Origin of the sequence: Undibacterium sp. YM2 (genome assembly GCF_009937975.1) — a bacterium.
Classification (GTDB): domain Bacteria; phylum Pseudomonadota; class Gammaproteobacteria; order Burkholderiales; family Burkholderiaceae_D; genus Undibacterium.
In genome coordinates, this window is sequence record NZ_AP018441.1 from 4,555,711 (window position 1) to 4,576,332 (window position 20,622).

The window sequence follows — 20,622 nt, forward strand, 5'->3', positions numbered from 1 at the left end:
CATGCAAGTCATCACAAATGAACAAGTCGCATCACTGTTAACAGTCAAGGACGCCATCACCGTCATGCGCGAAGCCTTTACCCACTATGCGACCGCTGGTGCCATGCAAGAAAGGGTACGCATAGACAGCGGCAAAACCAAGCTCAGCGCCATGGGTGCCGTCATCCCTGGCCTGAATGCTGCCGGGGCCAAGATTTACTCCACCATCAATGGCAAGTTCACCTTTGTGATTGTCTTGTTCGCGGCTGACGATGGCCGCCTGCTGGCCGTGATGGAAGGCGACACCATGACAGAATTCCGCACCGCTGCCGTCACCGCTGTCGCTGCCGACAAACTGGCACGGCAAGATGCCACCACCCTGGCCATCTTTGGCACCGGCATACAGGCGCGCGCCCACGTCCCCGCCCTGCTCGCCGTGCGCAATTTCAAAGAAGTGCTGGTGGTCGGCATAGAAGGACAGGATGCTTTTGCACAGCACATCGCCACGCAATACGGCATCCCCGCCAGAACCAGCAGCGCTGCTGAAGCCGCCAGCCAGGCCGACGTCATCCTCACCGCGACACGATCAGCCACGCCGCTGTTTGATGGCAATCATGTCAAACCCGGTGCCTTTGTCGCCGCCATCGGTTCCAGCAAACCCGACACCCGCGAAGTCGATGACACCCTGATACGCCGCGCCAGCAAGATCGTCGTTGAATGGAAAAAACAGGCCGCCTATGAGGCAGGTGATTTGCTCCTGTGCGACCAGAACAGCTTTGCATGGGACGATGTGCTGGAGATGACTGATGTAGTGCAAGGCACAGGCATACGTAGAAATGAATCTGACATCATCCTCTACAAGGCCATAGGTGTAGGGCTGGAAGACGTGGCGCTGGCGGAGTTTGTTTATCGCAAGCTGGCGGAGTAAATTTTTCTTGTAGGGTACGCCGTGCGCACCATCGTTGATTTTATTCAGCGAATTGGAAACACAAACGGTGCGCACGGCGCACCCTACAAGTTGGTTGTCGTTCCATCTCAACGGACCTTGCGCAGATGGATTCCAGCCTGCGCTGGGATGACATTACTAACATAGAGATTTATCAAATTCCCCGGCCTTAATCCAGCCGGGCATTTAAAGTCGTCATTCCAGCTTTATTTCAACCTTACTCTCAAAGTCGTCTTCCAGCGCAGGCTGGAATCCAGTGGCGTTCGTCGCATTCGTCTAGCGCTGTTATAAGCACGCAAGCCGCCCACCTGCAATTAGTGGAGCAGGGCATATTGCAATACGCCGCATGAGTGGAGATAAAAAAAGCAAATCGCAAACCCTGCCATACAGGCTACAATTACGCCAGCCCTGTTCCCATCTCACCTGCCATGCTCAATCTTCTCCTCATTGTTTACATTTGTCTGTTCGTACACCTGTTCAGCATCGCTGCGGCAGGCCGGGTAGCCAGTGTCAGGCTACTGGAAATATCGATAGGCATGGGGCCAGCGCTGTTCAGGTATAAGAAATTTGTCCTGAAGCTCATCCCCATCGGTGGCTATGTCAAATTTCTGGACAGCCAGGAACACTACGTCAGCGACGCCGATCTACCCTTTGCATTTGACCAGTTAAGTCTGGTAAAGAAAATTCTGGTTATCTTGCCGGGCTGCGCCGCCCTGCTGTTACTGGCCATGGCCCTGAACGGCGCAGATGCATGGCAAGATTTTTGCACATTTCCCATGCAATTTGTGACGGGTGCTTTGTCCCCTTTTGACACGGCACAGACCCTGCTGCACACAGCTAGCAAGCTGATACAGACCAGCGGTTTTCTGAGCCTGATGGGTATCGTTGCTGCCAAACTGGCTGCTGGTAATTTACTGCCATTAGTGAGCACCAATGGCAGCCAACTCATTATTTTCGTCGCGCAGCGACTTGGCCTGGTCAAGCCTTATCCTGGTCCTATTCACAAGTTTGTCGCAATCGTCAGCATTGCATGCTGGATCTCGTGGCTCCTGGCGATAGTCAGTACCCCTGTCATAATGGTATATGGCTTGTAGCCTGCGCGAAATATGCCCCTCCAGATTGTGGTCTGTCGGGGCCTTGTCATCAATAGGATAAAATAAGCTCTCCTCCAACAGCCAAGGACATTCATGGAAAACTACGCCCCCCTGCTAGGCATCTGCGCCGCACTCACTGTCGGCGTTGTCAGCCCCGGCCCCAGTTTTGTGATGATAGCCCGCACCGCCATGGCATCTACCCGCGCCGAGGGTGTCAGTGCCGCGATAGGCATGGGCATGGGTGGTACGCTGTTTGCGCTGGCGGCCTTGCTGGGCTTACAAGGCATTTTGCTGGCTTTGCCTGTGCTGTTTATCGCACTGAAGGTATTGGGAGGGCTTTACCTGGCATACCTGGGTTTCAAAATCTGGCGTGGTGCGGCTGAGCCTTTGCAGATTGCGGCTACTGAAGCATCGGGTGAACGCAATTTGCGTAAATCGCTGTTACTGGGTTTCACTACCCAGGTCAGCAATCCAAAAACATCGATCGTGTATGCCAGCGTGTTCGCCGCCTTCATGCCTGCCACGCAAAGCCTGGGCTTTGATGTCTTGCTGCTGGCTTGTGTCTTTATCATAGAAGCGAGCTGGTATGCAATTGTTGCCGTTGCCCTGTCCTCAGAAAAACCGCGCACGACTTATCTGCGCTACAAACAATGGCTGGACCGCGTTGCAGGTGGTGTCATGATGGCGCTGGGTATCAAGCTGGTGGCATCGGCACGCTGATACCTGTTTTACTTGTTGCGCATAACAAAAGACGCTTCATCGCGAATGATGAAGCGTCTTTCTTTTCAGACCTGATATTGCCTGCTACTAAAAACCCTGCAACTTATTTTGTTGCTGGTGTTGCTGTCTTGCCAGTGCCTGCTGTGGCGACTTTAGCTGTGTCAGTTTTGACTTCGGCTTTTACTTCTGGTTTGACTTCAGTTTTCACATCTGTCTTCACTTCAGTTTTTGCCTTGGCATGCTTTTCATGGGCGACATGCTTGGCATGCTTCTCATGTTTCTCTGCTGTTTTTTCCACTGCTGCAGTTTTGACTTCTGGCGTTGCTGGTGTAGCTGCTGGCGTAGTTGCAGGCGTAGTTACCGATGTAGCTGCGGCCGTGGTGTTTGTTGCCATTGCAGTCGTTACTGCCTTGCCCGCTGGTGTTGCTGTGCTTGTTGTGACTGTGGCTGCTGGGGTTGCTGCCGTCACTGCTGGTGTTGCTTTTGCTGGCGTAGCAGTTGCAGGTGTCTGTGCAAATGCGCTACCCATCAAAACAGTAGAAGCGATCAGGGCGGTAATGAGTTTGTTCATGGTGATAATCCTTAATATGTCTGTGAGCGATTGTTTGTTTTACTTGATTACCCGGCAGCGTCTGGCTGCCGGTATGCGTTCTACAACTGCTGGTAAAACTTATTTCGATGCTGCGCTGGCTGCGGCGGATGCGCTGGCTGCTTTTGCTTCTTTCTTGGTGTGCTTGGTGTGTTTTGCAGCTTTTTCATCTGTGTGCATTGCTGGCTTGGCTTCAGGAGCAGATGCTGCTGGTGCTGCTGCAGAAGCACTGGCTGAGGCAGAAGCGGCGACTACCTTGGCTACTGGTGCAGATTTCGCTACGCTCGCTGCTGCTGCGGCTGTCGCTGGTTTGGAAGCAGCAGTAGCAGATGCAGAGGCTGGAGTTTGTGCAAAGGCGCTACCCATAACAACTGTGGAAGCGATGATGGCGGTGATCAGTTTGTTCATGATATTTCCTTCTTTATGTTTGGGTTGGCTTGCTTGATTTTTCATTTCGTAGTGTTGCTACGTAAGCCAAAAACGCCGTCCGGATACATTGCGTTGACGCAAAAAACCACAGAACATGGGGCTTAGTGTTGTTGTTCTAAACAGCAGGTAGCTTGTCAACCGATCACCAGGCTCATGCGTTACGCGCGTAGGAACAATAAAAAACGACGCCTGCAAACTGCATGGCGTCGTTTTTTGTAGGGTGCGTCTCGACGCACCATATCGTCAATCATCAGAATGGATCAAAGAGAAAAACGGTGCGTCAAGACGCACCCTACCGGTTTGCTATCAACTGTGAGGCGCACTACATTGCGCCCTGCGTTACAGCGTTAATCCTGATATGTGTGCTCAACGTCCGGTAGGGTGCGCCGTGCGCACCGGATTTTGAATTGGATTATCGCAAAATATTGAGCAGGGAAACGGTGCGCACGGCGCACCCTACTGACTTGCAACGCCCACTACTCACTGGTGCGTTTAAGCCCTCTACCCACTAATGCATTGCACTCTGCTCTGCCGTCAGGCTTGCTCACTGTGCAGCACTACTGAAACTGAGTGACCGCAAAAAATCGCGACGCCCTGTGACAATCACGTCATTACCCACATTCAACAGTGTTTGTTGCGGCGCAGTGCTTGCAGAAAAAACCAGGATTCCATGCTGCATGTTCACCTCAAGTTTTCCAAGCTGGATTTGCCCGTTAAAAGTAGCATTGAGAGAGCAATAGTTTTCTTTTGCCAGTGTTTTGCAGCCAGACATCAGCTTGAGATGATTCACTTGCAACTGCTCTGACAAGACCCGTGATCCGTTGCCCCAAAATTCCAATACCAGTTCGGCAGATGGTTCTGGCAAACTCCCGGATATCTGAATGTCATTCACGTCAAAAAAATCGACTTTGCTCACCGTCGAAGGCAAGCGGATTTCAATTTTTCCAGGTAAATGCCCGCCTCGCACTGCCACCTCCTTAGAAATAGCAATATTGAAAACACCATCAATAAGCTGCGCACTTGCATCAACCAGCCTGTTCTCGTTACTAAGCGTCGCCTGCGTAGCTGCCGGGTCGAAAACCAGCTGTAGCTGCATGCCCCGCACCTCCGTACTGAGTGCACGAATCACGGCCCTGCTGCCACTCCCGATAACAGTCTGCTGCCTGGCGACATGCGCGCTTTTGTCAAAGGATACCTGCCCTTTCTCCACATTTTTTAAGAAAAAATTACCTGTCAGATACCACAGCACAGTGAAAACGAAAAGCCATACTCCAACTTTTAAAGAATGATGCGACATCATGCCACCTCACGTTCTTTGATGTGGAAATACAGCACTGCCCACAACAATATAGGCAATCCCAGCCAGAGGCCGATAGAAAGCCCATATTCCATGGCTGTGTACTGCATTTCACCGGGGCCATAGTGCCGGGCAAAAATGCCAAGTTGCGGGGTGAAGCCTGCCCACGTCAGAATAACAAACAACAAGAATGAGCACAGTACTGTACGCAATACCGGTGAGCGTTTGAAGTATGCCGTTCCTCCTGCAATGAGTGCCTGTGCTGCCGAAAGCAACATAAAGAAAAATAGTTGATACTTCAAAAAATATCCGGCATCACTCATGCCTTTCTCTGTTGATTCTGGCGTTATGAAAGGGAGATAAAACCGAAAATCCCTGACGCAGTTTTCACAAAGTGGCCACTGGCTTGCGATAGACTTGGCAAGCTGTACAGCCGGATAGTTGAAGACGATATACAGCACGGTAAAAACCAGGGGATATAAAATACTGATGACCAGAAAAGCCATCAGCCACTTCTCAAACACAGATGCTGGCCGCATCAACGCAATCAGGCTGGCACCAGGATTGAGCAGGTATTTGAAATAGCGGCCTGCAAAGATCACTGCAGAAGGAAAAAGCCCCATCATGTACCAGGTTATCTGCCCCTGGAATTCAAATTCCCGGTATGAATAGCCGCTCTGGGTAGCAAAAGAAATGGCCATAGCAATCAAATCCAATATCATCAGCACACCTGCAAACCAGGCATATTCACGCCAGCTCTCGGCCCAATGTGCGCGCAGCAGGTGGACAAAACGCTGCATGTCAAAAAAATCTGTCATTGTTTTTCCTTCCCGGCATACTGGTAGCCCGCCACCGCATCCAACACACCCTGTTTATTGATGCTCAGCGCCTTGTACAAGAGCTCAAGATTAACCGTACCCTGCGTAGTACCTGCATTGCGGCTCACATACGCCCACTGATGGCCATAGGCCTCCTGATAAATACTGCCTGCCGTGTCTGCCTGATTATCGGTAACTCCGAGTTGCAAGGCATGTTGCAGCGTCGCCATACTGGCCGACAGAGCGAGCTTGCCGCCATCGACAAACAGCACATGGTGCATCAGGCTCTCAAGATCATGCGCCTGGTGGGTGCTGATGATCACGGTACGGTTCGCATGTTCCTTGCCACCAAGGATAGTCTTGAATTGCGAGCGCCCGACAATGTCGAGGCCGTTGGTGGGCTCATCCATCAGCAGCAGGGGCGTGTGTGTTGCCAGGGCAAAGGCAATGACGGCCTTCTTCTTTTGCCCCAGGCTCATCGCGGCAAAGCCCTTGTCACGCGGGATTTCAAAGATGTCGGCATACTTTAAAAAATCACTGCCAGAAAAGCGCGGATAAAACGGTGCATGTGTCTTTTGCAGCACGGCCATGCTGATATCAGGCAGATGAAATTCTTCCGGCACGACATATACCTGCTCCAGAAAAGTCGGCAAGCGCGCTGCTGGCTTGTAGCCCAGCACCTCCACCTGCCCACCATGCGGGAACAGCAAACCTGACAAAATCTTCAGCAGCGTCGATTTGCCACTGCCATTGCGGCCAAACAGGCCATACACACCAGGCTTGTCCAACGCCAGCGAAAAGTCGTCATAAACACGCTTCTTGCCATACTCAAATTGTAGTTGCGAGACTTTGATCATTCAAATCCTTCCAGCGTTTCATGTGCAGCGCGGTGTGACAGCAATTGATCTCACATGGCAATAAACGCGCAATTGCCAACACCGCTTCCACGGGCATGCGCAAAATGCCATGAATCAAAGGCAGCAGTGTATTACCAATTTGAAAATATGGGGAGGAATTCATTGCTGGCATAGCGATATCTGCGTAGGAGCGGCTTCAGCCGCGAATGGTCGATACGGTTAAGCGGTTCGCGGCTAAAGCCGCTCCTACAATTCCAGCCAGCAGGACGCGTCTCGACGCCCCCTGCCTTTCGATTGATGCAAAAACATCCTGTTCAACTCTCCCGCCAACGATACTGCCTGGTGCCATGCGCACTGCAATTGGAAGCCTGTGCCAGCAACATATCGCTCATGCTACAATGTCAAGCCTTAAAAAATACTGTCGCCCTAAAACTCTTCCGTGACACTATCCTCCTTGCTTGCTTCCCGCTTTTGATCAATAAATCATGTCTCTATTCACCGGCAAAAATACTGTATTCGACGAAAAAACCAGAGAAAAGGATTCTGAATTCAACTCTCCAGCTTATGTGGTTGACGTTGACTACAAAACCTATGGCAAGATGAGCGCGAATGATCTGGTTGACTGGTACCAGGTGCAGTTTCATGACCTGGGACAGTACGTTATCAAGATATCGACCGACCCGGTTAATAACTATAGTGCATCCAATGTCTGGGGAGCGGCGAACAGCCAGGTAAAAATAGAATTAACGGATGCCAGCGGCAAGCTCATTCCTGATACCCCCATTAGTATCGCCAGCGGCACAAGCGACGGTAGTACCTCGTTTTACATGAGCGGTTTCATGGCACCCGGCAGTATCAATGTCAAAGTTACCAATATGAGCGGTGGAAATATCGACTATGTCATTACGATGACGCACCCACCTCAACTGGTTGACTACAACAGGCCGGTACTGAAATCTCTGAAAATTCCTGATGCCGTCGTCGTCAATAGCAAAGGTGGCATGCTAACAATCAGCGGTGTAGCCAGCGATGCCGAGTCGGGCATACGCAATATTGCCGTTGAATTTCAGTATGGAATGAAGTCTGATTTGCCCAGTGGTTATGCTGACACGGTCAACCCTCTGGTCATGGATGGCCTGGCAGATTCCTGGAGCGACGGTCAATCGAGCCAGAGTTTCGCCATTTCCAAGTCCACGGCGCCCGCCACCTACACCGTCTGGCAGGTAACTGTCACAGACAATAGCGGCAACCAGATGCGCTATTCCACATCAGATCTCATCGCCATGGGTGTTAACACCAGCGTCAAAGTAACAACGTCTGGCGACATCAAGGCCCCCATCGTCGTCAGCGGTACACCCAGCAGCTTCAAGCATGATGTACCTTTGAATACCGATATCGTGCTTACTTTTGACGAAACCGTCGTGCGCGGCAAAGGCTTGTTTACCTTGACAGACAGGGACGGCAAGGTGGTTGAGAGCTTTGATGCGGCAACCAGCCCCAATATCAGCATCAATGATCATGTCGTGCGTCTGCACCCGGTGAACCCGCAAGCTTATGGCATGACTTATGTCCTGAATGTCCCTACAGGTGGCGTGCAGGATCTGGCAGGAAATGGTGTCCAGGGTTATTCCAGATATCTGTTCCAGACCGTAGATGCACTGGGCCTGACCATCAACGGTACAGCAGGCAATGACGTGCTGACGGGCACTTCGGGCCGGGACTATATCTACGGCGGAGCAGGCAATGACACGATCAGCGGCGGTGGTGGCAACGATACGGTAGCAGGCGGGCCAGGTGACGATTACATCATGGCAGGGGTGGCAACGGATACCGCCGTATACTCCGGCAATAAATCCAGCTATGCCATCAGCGGCATAGGCCCCATGGGTGACACCAGTACCGATGTGGTCGTCAAAGACCTGCGGGGTGTAGATGGCACAGACACCTTGCGCTTCATCAGCCGCCTGCAGTTTGCCGACGTGACCGTTTCTTTTGGCCCCTACAACGATATAGGCCGAGTTTACCGAATGTACCTTGCTGCGCTTGGAAGAAAGCCCGACCTGAGCGGCCTGGGTTACTGGGTCAATGAACTGGACCGTGGCATGGAATTAACTGCCGTTGCAGACAATTTTCTGCGGTCAGCAGAATTCCAGAAACTCAATGGCAGCAATCCATCTACCAGCACACTGATCAACAGCTTTTACCAGAATGTCTTGCATCGCACAAGTGACAAGGCCGGTTTTGATTACTGGGCAGATCGTCTCAACAGTGGAACGATATCACCCGCAGAAGTATTGATCAGCTTTTGCGACAGTAGTGAAAACATGGCACAAGTTGTTGGACAAATTCAGAACGGCATCGATTACGTCGTCTGGAAAGGATAAAAACAATACTGCCGCACGGGTCAGCAGCCAGTAGGGTGCGTCTTGACGCACCACGCTTTGCGATTGATCTCAAGATCACCCTGCCAAGCTTAAGCCCTCACCACTACCTCGCCACGGCACACCGCCTGCACCGGCCCCGTCATCGTGACCTCAAATTCAGGTGAGATAGCAATCGCGATATCACCACCGCGCATATGCACCGTCAGATTCGCCTCCACCAACCCCAGCCTGTGCGCGACGGCAGCAGCGGCGCAACTGCTGCTGCCGGATGCATGGGTATAGCCTGCACCACGCTCCCAGATTTCGATTTGTATGTTCTGGCGATCAAGCACACGCATGAACTGCACATTGCTGCGGTTAGGGAAGAGTGAATGCTGTTCCAGCAAAGGCCCTAGTTCTCTCGCAATCGCCTGTGTAGGTTCTTCCGTCAGCACCACACAATGCGGATTGCCTATGGTCGCGCAAGACACCTGCATACTGCGTTGACCAACAGCGATTTCTTCCAGCAGGACTTCACGCGCAGGCCCTGCCACGGGTATCTGTGCTGAATCGAAACTGACCTGCCCCATCGACACTTCCACCAACTGCTGCTCAGGAAAAATTCTGGCCCGCACGATGCCGCCCCGGGTCTTGACGGTGAAAGCCTGCGTGCCAATCACCCCCTGGTCGTACAGATACTGGCAAAATATACGCAAGCCATTGCCACTCTTCTCAGCCTCGCTGCCATCCGGGTTGATGATGCGCAAACCAAAGTCGGCATCATCCGGGTAACTGGGGCCAAACAACACACCATCGCTGCCTATGCCAGTACGAAAATCGCACAGACGCCTGATCTCGTCCGTGCCAATTTCCATGGCAGATGTATCCACAACCAGATAGGCATTGCCGAGTGCCTGGTATTTTGCGAAACTGATTTCCATACTGGTATCCACCGCTTGTGTCATTGATACAGACAACAAAGATACGGTAAACAATGCGCTTGTTCAAGCAGATTAGCGCAGACGCAACTTTCGCCAAAGCCATCACGCCATCGTAAACACCAGCCTAGGCATATTGGCATCCTTACCCCAGTTTTCTGCCACCGCAGACAAGGGTGCAGTCTCCACCGCGATGTCAAACCCGCCTGGCACGGCAGCATGCAAAACTTCGCTTATCGATTTGAACAGCCGCTGGGGCGGGATGCTACCTATGCCGCTGCCCATGAGCACGATGGCGGATGAACGCAGTACCGCACTCGGCAAATTGATGTCTTCGCCACTGACTGAGCCCACCTGCACAAAGCGCACGGGCACGGCTTCTTTGCCTGCCTTGGCAGCGGCGATGAGCAGCAATTCTGCGCTCTGTCCCCACAGGTAATCGACGACCACATCTACGCCCCCGGCAAATTGCTGTTTGAAGGCTTCTTCCATGGCTTGTTTATCATCGCCCAGAGGGATCACCACGTCTGCACCTATGGCTTGCAGTGCTTGCAGCGCCTGTTTGTTACGACCCGTGGCAATCACTTTCTTTGCGCCCAGGTACTTTGCAATTTGCACTGCCAGGCGGCCCGCTGAGCCAGTTGCGCCATTGATCAACACGGTTTCGCCGGCCACCAGCTTTGCTCTCTCCTGCATGGCGGCCCAGGCCGACATGCCAGGGTTGGCAAGGGCTGCCGCCTTGATATCATCAAGCGCATCTGGCAGGGCGATGCATTGCGCAGCCCTGACTACAGTCTTTTCTGCCATGCTGCCAAAGGGCGCTTGCGGCAGGGCAAAATAGACACGGCTGCCATCTTCCAAATGACCTACGCCATCAATACCCACGACAAATGGCAGGCTGCCTGCGGAACTATAATGCCTGCCCGAGGCGCGGCTTTTGACCACAGGGCTGAGCGCTGCTGCCACTACCCTGACAAGCACCTCGCCATCGCCTGCGGCTGGTTCCTTGAAATCACCATAGACGGGTGGCTTGCCAGCTTCTACTACGATTGCTGCTTTCATATCTGCTATCCTTTGCTGAAATTATTCAGGCTTGCTCAAATTGGATGCACTGAATATCCGTGCATTATACACATATATTGACATACGCAAGGACTATCACATGAAGAAAGAAATTGGCGAATTGCGCGGTGCCCTGATGGATATCACTGGCGTGCTGAACCGCCCGCAGCCGGATGCCGCCCTCATTGCGGCGGCGGGCATTGATCTTGACCGCGCCCTCTTCCCCCTGCTGGTACGCATAGAACGCCTGGGGCCGATAGGCATAGTCGAGCTGGCCGAACTGGTGGGCCGCGACCACAGCACCGTCAGTCGCCAGATCGCCAAGCTCGACAGCCTGGGCCTGGTCAGCCGTTGCCCCAGCCCACAGGATGGCCGCGTCAAGGCTGCCATCATCACCGAGCAAGGTCGCGTCATGACTGATGCGCTCGATAGTGCGCGACAAAAGATCATAGAAAAAATGCTGAGCGACTGGAAAAAAGAAGACGTGCGCGAACTGGCGCGCTTGCTACGGCATTTTGCGGATGATGCACTGGCCTGGGTGGGGACTTTGTGAAGTTGCGATGGCGGTGATCGGGTTTATGGATGAACGCAAGTGTCATTGCCGCTGCATCTGATTAACCAGTAGGGTGCGCCGTGCGCACCGCTTGTACTTTGAAATTGCCAGATTTAAAAACGGTGCGCACGGCGCACCCTACTGCGGAACGATACGGCAATAACAGCGATATACCAATGCGACGAACGCCGCTGACGCGCCAGCCCGGTAGATTCCAGCCTGCGCTGGAATGACGACTTTAAGTTCAGGGTCTGATTAGCAGCGTAAAGTTTGATGATCAGCACCCATCGCAACGTCATCCCAGCGCAGGCTGGGATCCATCTGCGCAAAATCCGTACTCCTGAAATGGCCAACGATTTTACAGATCGACTTCTGCCATTTCCAATCTGCTCGCACAAGCGCACATCCTTGACGCCACTTTAGCATCAAGATAATATCGCGCAAAATTTTATCCTGCCGCAGGATAGATAAAAAAATCCAGTACCCTACCCACATCAAGTCCAGCCAGTGACATCGCTTTCTCCATACGCAAGACCCCTCAAGGCGACAGCCTTCCCGGCCCTCTATGGATAAACGTCGCCTCTTTAATCCCCGGCAAACCCAGGAACAAGGCGGTCAAACGTGCCAGGCCCAAGCCAAAACCACCGTGTGGTGGTGCTGCCAGTTTGAATGATTCCAGATAAAACTCCAGGCCCTTGCCTGTCAGCCCTTTCTCGGCGAGTTGCGCCATCAGAACATCGTATCGGTGTTCGCGTATCGCCCCCGTGGTAATTTCAACGCCGCGATACAGCAACTCAAAACTCCGTGTCAGGCTCTCGCCTTCGCGCATATGGTAGAACGGCCTTTGCTTCCATGGCACGCGGGTCAGTGCCACCAGCTCATGGCCCTGCTCTTGCATCATCGCACCGAGTCTTCGCTCTTCCTCGGCACTCAGTGATTCATCGCCGGATACACCAAGCAAAGCCTGCGCTTCTGCAAATTCGAGAATATGGCAAGCGGCTGGCACTGTCGCTTTGGGGTAATGCACGGCCAGCTCAGTGCCCATTCTGGTGATTACCTGCTGCAAGGCGGTAATGATCAGTGCGCACTCAAGTTGTATGATCTCGACTTCGCTTTTAACACCTTCGAGTTCCACGTCGAAGGAGATAAACTCGGTCGCGTGGCGCGAAGAAAAACTCGGTTCTGCCCTGAATACCGGGCCGACCTCATAAATCTTGCCCAGGCCTGCCATGATGGCAATTTGCTTGTAGATCTGCGGTGACTGCGCCAGATAAGCGCGTTCACCAAAGTACTTGACTTCAAACACCTCTGAGCCTGATTCAGACGGCGCGCCCATGAGCTTGGGTGAATGGATGCCAATGAAACCCTGGCTCCTCAGATAGCCGGTCATTTCCATTTCGATGTCGCTTTGCACTATCAGTGCCAGCGCCTCTTTGCGATCACGGAAACGCGCTGCTGGCCATGCCAGCCTGGTGCCAATTTCACTATCGCTGGATATTGGCCACTGTATCGTTGGCGACAACAGCTCAATCGACTCTGCCTGTATCTCAAAGCCGCCAGGTGCCTGCGCCGATGCAACGACTATGCCTTCAACTGCCGCATACGCCTGCTGCATCAAGGCCTTCGCCTGTTCACGCGCCGCGCCCGATGCCACGACCTGCACCTTGCTCGCACCAGACTGCAAAATAACGAATGCCATTTTGCTCTGTATGCGGGTGGTCGCCACAAAGCCTTCTACTCTTACTTTTTTACCTGCCTGTACTGCGATTTCCTCGAATGTAAACATGTCCTGCTCCTTGATTGCGGGTTGATAAAAATGCCGCCTTCGGATTCCGGAAATGAAAAAAGCCCGGAATCTCCGGGCTTTTTTGAATCGTGGTGTTCGCTATCTATTTAATCTGATAAAGCGAAACGACTCCAGCCCGGGTTCGAGTTGGAATCATTATTATTAATGCTGGCAACAAGCGACAAAACCTCGCAGCCACAGGCGAAGCGACGCAGTGAGCGTGGCTCCGGCGTACTTGCTATTTGTGGATACGATGTAGTTTGCATGATTATTGTCAAAAATTATTGGTCGTCTGAATGAGACTGAACGCCAAGCCTATATCAAGACTATCACGCTTGTCAAGCTCACCGACAGTGGTACTAAAAGCAAGTAGGGTGCGTCTTGACGCACCGTTTTTGCTTTGAACCGTTCTGACTATTGACGATGTGGTGCGTCAAGACGCACCCTACTGCTCTGACATACTTTCCAGCACAGCAGCAATACGCCCCGCCAGCGGTTGCTGGCCAGGCTCATAGTTGGACAGCACGACCACGGTATAGCCCGCATCGAGATACATGTCGAGCTTGCCGTACACCCCGGTGAACTGCCCGCTGTGTCCCACGACTTTGCCCAGTGGGCCTGCGCTTAATTCAAAGCAGTATCCATAGCTGCCCTTGTCTGCACGGCCTGCGGTCTGGTCTTGCCAGAACAACTGGCGCGTTGCTGGCTTGAGCAGTTTGCCTGCCTGCAGTGCGTCGGCAAAGCGCAGCAGGTCATGCGTGGTCGAATAAGCCAGGCCATATGGCCCGCCGCGCAATGGTATGAGGACAGTGTTTTCTTTTCTGCCTGTCGTTGCGGCTTGCTTGCCCAGATAACCGGTGGCGAGGTTTTCTATTCCCTCGTCCCTGACATAATTATCTGTACTGCTCATGCCAGCCGCTAGAAACACATGCTGGCGCACATAGTCATAATAATTTTGCCCGGAAACTTTCTCTATGATGACACCGAGTAAAAACGTGCCCATATTGCTGTACAAATAATTGCTGCCGGGTGCAAACTCCAGCCTCGCTTCACGTGTGAATGGCTTGTAGTCATCCAGATTACGCAGCGCGACCATCTGCATATACGGGCCGTTGAGAAACTTGCTGTTGAAAAGATCGCCCAGGCCCGATGTGTGCGACAGCAACTGGCCTATGGTGATTTTCTTCGCCAATTCAGGCGGCAACCAGCTGGCATCCACATAGTTGCTGACAGTGTCTGCATACGACAAACGCCCCGCCTCTGCCAACTGGCCTATGGCCACCGCAGTAAACATCTTGCCGACCGAGGCCACATTGAACCTGGTGTCTATCGTGTTAGTGACATGGTAGCGCTTGCTGGCTTCGCCACATGCCGCTTCGCTGATGATCTTGCCGCCTTTTGCGACCAGATAGACACCAGAGAATTCATCCTTGCTGCAGGCTGTGTTGAATATGGTTTGCAGTTTGTCTTTCAGTGCAGCTTCAGCAGCGGGCGACAGCACTGCATTTTTATCAGGCATTGCAGCCGTACTGGTTTGCGCAGTTGTAAGGGATGTCAGGAGCAAACTCAATATGGCGGGCAGTGCATGGCTGGTGCGCATTCGTTTCCTTATCGGATGTATGGATGAGAGGCTGGCGAAATTTGTTGACCGCTATTGATAACGTTGTGGATTTTATATGAGTATGCACTTAAAATGAACAGCACCACCTTACTTTTCTTTAGAACATGCACGCATTAGACAGATACAGAAACACCCGCGACCACTGGAGCGAACTGGCGCCAGATTTCAGTCAAACCATGAACACGAAAGATTTGGCAGTCGATCTCAATGCAAAGCAAAGATACGCTACCCTGCTTGCAATGCAGTATGATTTTCAAGAGATTGACAAAGAACTGGTTCGCTATCTGTTTGCACAAGAAATAGATTCTCTCATCAATGACGACACCAGCGGCACCACTTATTCGTTAAAGCTGGGCGCCTATTTGCTGGCAAGTTACCGGGACCCGCTTGATATTCCCTCGTTCTATAAAGCAAAGAATATAGACATGGATACACACGGTGGATTTGACACTGAATTCATGTATTGGGCGTTGGGACGCGGAACATTTGACTATATTCGCAGCCATTTCCCGGATCTCTACGAAGACATCAAGGACGAGGAAGAAAATGATCGTTTTTTTCAACGCCTTGACAGTTGGTGGACAAGCCTTTGTGAGCAATATCCGACTCATCCTGCCAGTGAATCTGACTACACTATGTACGAGCGTCACTTGTATTTTGGCGATCTGGAACAGGCACGCATACATATTGAAAACTGGGCAAAAAACTGCAGAGATGAACGTGACGTTTCAGTCACGCTGAAGTATGCATATAAGGCACTAGGTGCATACCGGGAAGTCATCAAGATTCTTGAAGTTAATCTGAGTCAGGCAAAACCGGGCTGGGACAAAATCAGTGTCATCAGCGATCTGTTACAGATGTATGTTGGGCTCAATTCACCGCCTGAAGCCTTTGTGTATTTCGCGCAGGCAGATGCAGAATTATCGACCTTTGACGACTGGAAGAGCTTGGGGCTAGGCAGAATGTTAGTTCACGCCGCCTTCGAGTATGCGGCTCTGTGTGATGACGACCAGCTAGCAATCTCTTCATGCGGGTTCGCCTTGTCCTGGTGCCAGGAACTGACTTCTCATCATTATACTTTGCTCGTCGCTGGCGAGAAGGCAACAAGACGATGCCAGCTTATTTCTCTTGCTGAAGATTTCAGACAAAAAACCGAAACAGAACGTCAACGAATAGATGCTTTATTTCGGAAGTGAAGAACTCTTGCCAAATCCAGGCCATCATCTATTTAGGTCTATCTTGCGTCATCATCATACGTAATTTACCAAGTAGATATAATCCACTTCACAACCACAATCATTGACTGTGCAGCACGCTTTTGAGCAGCGTGATACGCAAGTCCATGCTTGCTTCATCAAAAACTGCCGATCCATGTAGCGTGTTTACCCTTTTTGTGACATGCTTCCGCCCCGCTGAGAAAATTTCCTCACCATGGAAAATCGGTAGCTTCATACCGGCAACTCTATGACATTTGCGTGACCAAAAATTTCGCTTGCATGTCAAATCGCACCAGATAGTCAAAAAAATGACGCCTAGTCAAGTTTAAGGAGTTGCGAAATTGTATTGCTACACAGGTCAATTCTTACCTCGCTTTGCCCGCTGCAAGATACTGAAGTTGATGGTCGTATTGAAGTTGATGTTCGTGTTAACGCTGGCGATATGGGTAGTACCTGCCCGGTCGCAACAAATACCGCTACGCTACTACACCCAGCTCGACGGTCTGAGCAATCTCTCAGTCACGGCGATGGCGAGTGATGCTGACGGCTATATGTGGGTGGGCACAGAGAACGGACTATTTCGCTGTAACGGCGCAGAATTTCGTCGCTACGCCCAGGAACAAGGCTTGCCCGATCCATTCATCGCCGCCTTGTACGTGGATGAACAGCGGCGGCTATGGGTGGGAAATAATGAAGGCCTCTTTCTCAAGCAGGGCGAGCGCTTTGTGCCCATACTCCACAATGGCAAAAAACTGCCGATTACACCTGGCCAGAAATTCTATTCTTCACCGGATGGCAGCCTGTACTTCATCAGCCAGCAACATCTGTATGCGCTGAACATGGCCAGCGGCCAGCCGCAGTTGCAGGTGATACTTCCGAACCAGCAAAATCTCGCGCAAGCAACGCCAGATACCCTGTATGGTCTTTATCGTGAAAAAAACGGTGATTTCTGGCTGGGTTGCGGTTCATCGATCTGTCAATACTCAGGCAATCAAATTCATGTATGGGATGCAGCGCAGGGTGTACCGGGCGACCAGTGGCTGAGTTTTCACCGCGACAACAGCGGGCAACTCTGGGCCAGGGGTGAGCAGCATATCGTGGTTTTGCAGGCCAGCGAAAAACACTTCACCGACAGGACACCACCAGGCGACATCCTGCATAAAAAAGGCCTGGTTACCTGGATATCTGCCGATGCAGAAGGACGCATACTCAGCAATGCCGACCAGTCACTGATACGCTGGAATAAAGATCACTGGGAAAATTTTGACCGGAAGAATGGATTGAAAATAGCAGGCGGCCTGACTGCCCTGCTATATGACAAAGATGGTGGCATGTGGCTGGGTTCACGCGGCCTGGGCCTGATCAAATGGCTGGGTTCTGGCAATTGGGAAAGCTGGACCATGGCCCAGGGCATGCCTGACGATGTTGCCCTTTCCATGGTCAGGGACAAGGATGGGGTTTTGCATATAGGTACACGCTCTGGCCCGGCACAACTACGTCCCGGTCAACGGCAATTCAGCAGCATGAATGACGGACTGGAAAAGCTGGACCACCAATGGTCAGGCATGGTGGTCGACAACTCTGGCGTGGTATGGGGCAGCACTTATTCCGGGCAGTTGATGCGTTTTGACGCAAAGGCGCAGGTCTATCAACAAATGGCAAGCCTGCCCCAGATTTTTAGAATGCTGCCAGACCGCCAGGGCAACATCTGGCTGGCGACCATAGAAGGCTTGTTCGTCTTTGATGCCAATGCCAGCAAGATCAATGTCGTGCGCCCCGCTGGCCTGGATGGTTTGCAGATTCCCAAGGGCGTCAATTTTCGGGATCTGTGCCTGAGCCCGAACGGCAACATCTGGTTTATGGCACGCGATCACCTGCTGCGCTTTGATGGCAAAAACTGGGCTACTTTCGAAGTGCGCTACAACGGCCAGTCACCTTATATGTCCGCCATCAGTTGCACTGCAGAGAATGACTTGTGGCTAGGTACGCGTCACGCAGGCCTCTTACGTGCCAGTGCCAGTGCCAGCATCAGCAACGGCGTCTTGCAGTTACGCCAGCAAGAGTCTCCCGTCTTAAAGAACAAGATCATCTTTTCCTTGCTGGAAGACAGCCGTGGCTGGCTGTGGGCAGGCACCGATGCCGGCATCGCCGTCTGGAATAAAAAACAGTGGCGGCTATTCAATCAAAGCAATGGCTTCGTCTGGAACGAAACCAATGGTCACAGCTTTTATGAAGACAACGATGCCGCCATGTGGGTGGCCACCAGCAACGGTATCTCACACATACTCAAACCTGAGAACCTGTTTAAAGAACATCAACTCAATACCCTGATAGAAAGCATCCATAGAGATGGCAACAGCTACGCCAGCGACAAACCGTTGGCGCTGGCCTGGTCACCCCAACCGCTGGAACTGGTGCTGGCCAGCCTTAATTTCAGGAACCGCAGCGCGCTGGAATTTCATTACCGGCTCAGTGGGCTGGAAGAAAACTGGTCAAGCTCAACGACACCCAAAGTGCGCTACACCGCGCTTGAACCTGGCAGCTACCGCTTTGAATACTTTGTCAGCAATGCCGATGCCCAGCAAACCTCGGCGGTCAAATCGCTGGACCTAATCATACAGCCGCCGTGGTGGCGAACCATCTGGTTTTACCTGCTGCTTGCCACCGCTTTGCTGATGCTGGTTTTTACCCTCCACCGCTATCGCCTGCGCAAGCTGACCGAGCTACAGGCTCGTACTGAAGCCATCGTCCGAGAACGCACACGTGAACTGGAAATATCCCGCGAAGAACTCAAGGTGCGCGCCTTGCGTGATGGCCTGACATCTGCCTGGAACCGTTCTGCCATGATGGAAATGCTGGACATGGAAATCGGCAAGGCACAACGCCAGCAAACGCCCTTGCTCCTGGCCCTGCTTGACCTCGATCACTTCAAGCGCATCAACGACACCTACGGCCACCCTGCTGGTGATGCCGTCTTGGTCGAGGTGGTGCGCCGCCTGAATGCCACAGTGCGCCAGTCAGACGCGGTTGGCCGCTATGGTGGCGAAGAATTCCTGATCATCATCCCCGGGCTTGATGTCGCGCATGGCAAGGGCCTCATCGAAAGACTGCTCAAATCAGTCCGCGAAAAAGAAATCAGCATCAGCGAACACCAGTCCATCGCCGTCACCAGCAGCTTTGGCGTCATCGCCTTTGATCCACAAAACCCGATGACAGCCGCCGAACTCATCTCGCACGCCGACCAGGCCTTGTACCGCTCCAAACAACAAGGCAGGAACAGAGTTGAGTATGTGGAATGAAGATGCCGCAAAATGAGAACGGTAGGTACGATTAGCGAATCGTAATCGTACAATTCGTAGCAAATTATGCAGTCAGGTTTAGACTGTAATTCGCCAGCCGATCGATGATGATAATGATCGGCTGACAGCACAATCACATGCATTACATGCATTACATGCGTATGATTAAAGCTCTTTAATTCGCAGCTGCTGCCTGCCCAAACTTTAACTGCGTCAACAGGCTTGCCGTATCGGCGTGCAGCCAATAGTCTTTTACTTTACCGCCTTCGATACGGAGTATGTCTGTACCTGTGAATTTCAAAGGTGTTCCCACGGCTGCATCGGCACCGGGTATTCCACCGCCATAGTTGCCCGTTGCCTCCCAGCGCAGCACTGCAAAATTGCCATCGACAATGGGGCCGACTTGTACCGTGAAGCGCAGGTTTTTGAACAGTGCATGGCTTTGCGCGACCCAGGCTGTGAGCCCGGCGGGGCCACTAATTGCAGTGTCGGGGCGGCCATCAAGCAAGGTGGCATGCAAGGCAAAATCGGGGGCAATAATGGAATTGGCCAAATCCAGATTGCCATTCCACAGCGAAATCCATTGATTAGTCAGTGCCTGATGTGCTGTGGTCACGCGGGTTTGGTGCGTTGGCTTGATTGCGGCAGGGGCAGATCCCCTTGTCTCGGTGGTCGCGCCAAAAGCCGCAGTCAGGCTCGTGCCCAGCAATGCAATTGCGGCGGCCATCTGCATGGCTTTACGGGAATATATTCCAAATGAGTTTCTGGATGAGTTGCTAGTTGAGTTCATGAAAAGCTCCTGAAATGAGTTCAATGTATTAAAAATGAGTAAGTGATTGCGTCAGTCATCGCCAGTCTGTTGAAATACGCCTGCTTGCATTAGCAAAATCCCTGATGTGGCCTTGCCGTTTACAGCCGTATTGCGATGAAAGAAGTATGGGCGAATGCCTGGGTAAAAGAAATTGCAGAAAGCCGACTAGTGGCTATGCATTAATGCATAGCCATTGAAGGTATGCTAAATGGAGATGAGTGGGAAGATTGATAGTTTGCTGTA

The 20,622-nt window shown here is 52.2% G+C and carries 17 protein-coding genes; 7 read left to right on the forward strand and 10 right to left on the reverse strand.

Features of this window, described 5'->3' with window-relative positions; all coding sequences use genetic code 11:
- The first annotated feature begins 1 nt into the window (after nt 1).
- The 3 genes from UNDYM_RS20690 (at nt 2) to UNDYM_RS20700 (ending at nt 2,739) form a co-directional block, all read left to right on the forward strand.
- Entirely contained in the window at nt 2-907 is a 906-nt protein-coding gene (locus UNDYM_RS20690; protein ID WP_162042751.1) for an ornithine cyclodeaminase family protein, read from the forward strand.
- Nucleotides 908-1,353: 446 nt separating this feature from the next.
- On the forward strand, nt 1,354-2,019 hold the full coding sequence (locus UNDYM_RS20695) for a site-2 protease family protein (RefSeq protein WP_162042752.1): 666 nt from the start codon (nt 1,354-1,356) through the stop codon (nt 2,017-2,019).
- A 93-nt stretch (nt 2,020-2,112) separates the two neighbouring features.
- Entirely contained in the window at nt 2,113-2,739 is a 627-nt protein-coding gene (locus UNDYM_RS20700) for a LysE family translocator (protein ID WP_162042753.1), read from the forward strand.
- A gap of 103 nt (nt 2,740-2,842) precedes the next feature.
- Here UNDYM_RS20700 and UNDYM_RS20705 read toward each other — a convergent pair whose 3' ends face one another.
- The 5 genes from UNDYM_RS20705 to UNDYM_RS20725 form a co-directional block, all read right to left on the reverse strand.
- A complete protein-coding gene (locus UNDYM_RS20705; RefSeq protein ID WP_162042754.1) occupies nt 2,843-3,310 on the reverse strand; it encodes a hypothetical protein in 468 nt (155 codons plus the stop codon).
- 99 nt (nt 3,311-3,409) lie between these two features.
- On the reverse strand, nt 3,410-3,736 hold the full coding sequence (locus UNDYM_RS20710; RefSeq protein WP_162042755.1) for a cell envelope biogenesis protein TolA: 327 nt from the start codon (nt 3,734-3,736) through the stop codon (nt 3,410-3,412).
- 565 nt (nt 3,737-4,301) lie between these two features.
- Nucleotides 4,302-5,054 (reverse strand): hypothetical protein, encoded by a 753-nt coding sequence (locus UNDYM_RS20715; protein ID WP_162042756.1) that lies wholly within the window; start codon nt 5,052-5,054, stop codon nt 4,302-4,304.
- Nucleotides 5,054-5,872, reverse strand: coding sequence for a hypothetical protein (locus tag UNDYM_RS20720; protein WP_162042757.1), 819 nt, complete (start codon nt 5,870-5,872; stop codon nt 5,054-5,056). The genes UNDYM_RS20715 and UNDYM_RS20720 overlap by 1 nt, the downstream gene beginning before the upstream one ends.
- Complete coding sequence (locus UNDYM_RS20725; protein ID WP_162042758.1) at nt 5,869-6,729, reverse strand: ATP-binding cassette domain-containing protein; 861 nt, start codon at nt 6,727-6,729, stop codon at nt 5,869-5,871. The genes UNDYM_RS20720 and UNDYM_RS20725 overlap by 4 nt, the downstream gene beginning before the upstream one ends.
- Before the next feature lie 485 nt (nt 6,730-7,214).
- Here UNDYM_RS20725 and UNDYM_RS31265 point away from each other — a divergent pair, with 485 nt between their 5' ends.
- Nucleotides 7,215-9,113, forward strand: a complete 1,899-nt coding sequence (locus UNDYM_RS31265) for a DUF4214 domain-containing protein (RefSeq protein ID WP_162042759.1) — start codon at nt 7,215-7,217, stop codon at nt 9,111-9,113.
- An 89-nt stretch (nt 9,114-9,202) separates the two neighbouring features.
- Here the strand turns inward: UNDYM_RS31265 and dapF are convergent, their stop codons facing one another.
- A complete protein-coding gene (gene dapF / locus UNDYM_RS20735) occupies nt 9,203-10,033 on the reverse strand; it encodes a diaminopimelate epimerase (protein WP_197740934.1) in 831 nt (276 codons plus the stop codon).
- Between the two features lie 102 nt (nt 10,034-10,135).
- Nucleotides 10,136-11,092 carry a zinc-binding alcohol dehydrogenase family protein gene (locus UNDYM_RS20740; RefSeq protein WP_162042760.1) on the reverse strand — a complete coding sequence of 319 codons (957 nt, stop codon included), beginning with the start codon at nt 11,090-11,092 and terminating at the stop codon, nt 10,136-10,138.
- A 100-nt stretch (nt 11,093-11,192) separates the two neighbouring features.
- Between UNDYM_RS20740 and UNDYM_RS20745 the strand changes: the two genes are divergently transcribed.
- A complete protein-coding gene (locus tag UNDYM_RS20745; protein WP_162042761.1) occupies nt 11,193-11,645 on the forward strand; it encodes a MarR family winged helix-turn-helix transcriptional regulator in 453 nt (150 codons plus the stop codon).
- Between the two features lie 538 nt (nt 11,646-12,183).
- On the opposite strand, the gene UNDYM_RS20750 is transcribed toward UNDYM_RS20745, so the two are convergent.
- Nucleotides 12,184-13,431 (reverse strand): amino acid--tRNA ligase-related protein, encoded by a 1,248-nt coding sequence (locus UNDYM_RS20750; RefSeq protein ID WP_162042762.1) that lies wholly within the window; start codon nt 13,429-13,431, stop codon nt 12,184-12,186.
- A gap of 445 nt (nt 13,432-13,876) precedes the next feature.
- Nucleotides 13,877-15,031, reverse strand: a complete 1,155-nt coding sequence (locus UNDYM_RS20755; protein WP_162042763.1) for a serine hydrolase — start codon at nt 15,029-15,031, stop codon at nt 13,877-13,879.
- A 197-nt stretch (nt 15,032-15,228) separates the two neighbouring features.
- On the opposite strand from UNDYM_RS20755, the gene UNDYM_RS20760 reads away from it, so the two are divergent.
- Complete coding sequence (locus tag UNDYM_RS20760; RefSeq protein WP_162042764.1) at nt 15,229-16,248, forward strand: hypothetical protein; 1,020 nt, start codon at nt 15,229-15,231, stop codon at nt 16,246-16,248.
- A 422-nt stretch (nt 16,249-16,670) separates the two neighbouring features.
- The gene (locus tag UNDYM_RS20765) at nt 16,671-19,568 is read left to right on the forward strand and encodes a ligand-binding sensor domain-containing diguanylate cyclase (protein ID WP_162042765.1); all 2,898 of its coding nucleotides are present in this window, start codon (nt 16,671-16,673) and stop codon (nt 19,566-19,568) included.
- Nucleotides 19,569-19,743: 175 nt separating this feature from the next.
- On the opposite strand, the gene UNDYM_RS20770 is transcribed toward UNDYM_RS20765, so the two are convergent.
- Nucleotides 19,744-20,358, reverse strand: a complete 615-nt coding sequence (locus UNDYM_RS20770; protein ID WP_197740935.1) for an ester cyclase — start codon at nt 20,356-20,358, stop codon at nt 19,744-19,746.
- Nucleotides 20,359-20,622: the final 264 nt, after the last annotated feature.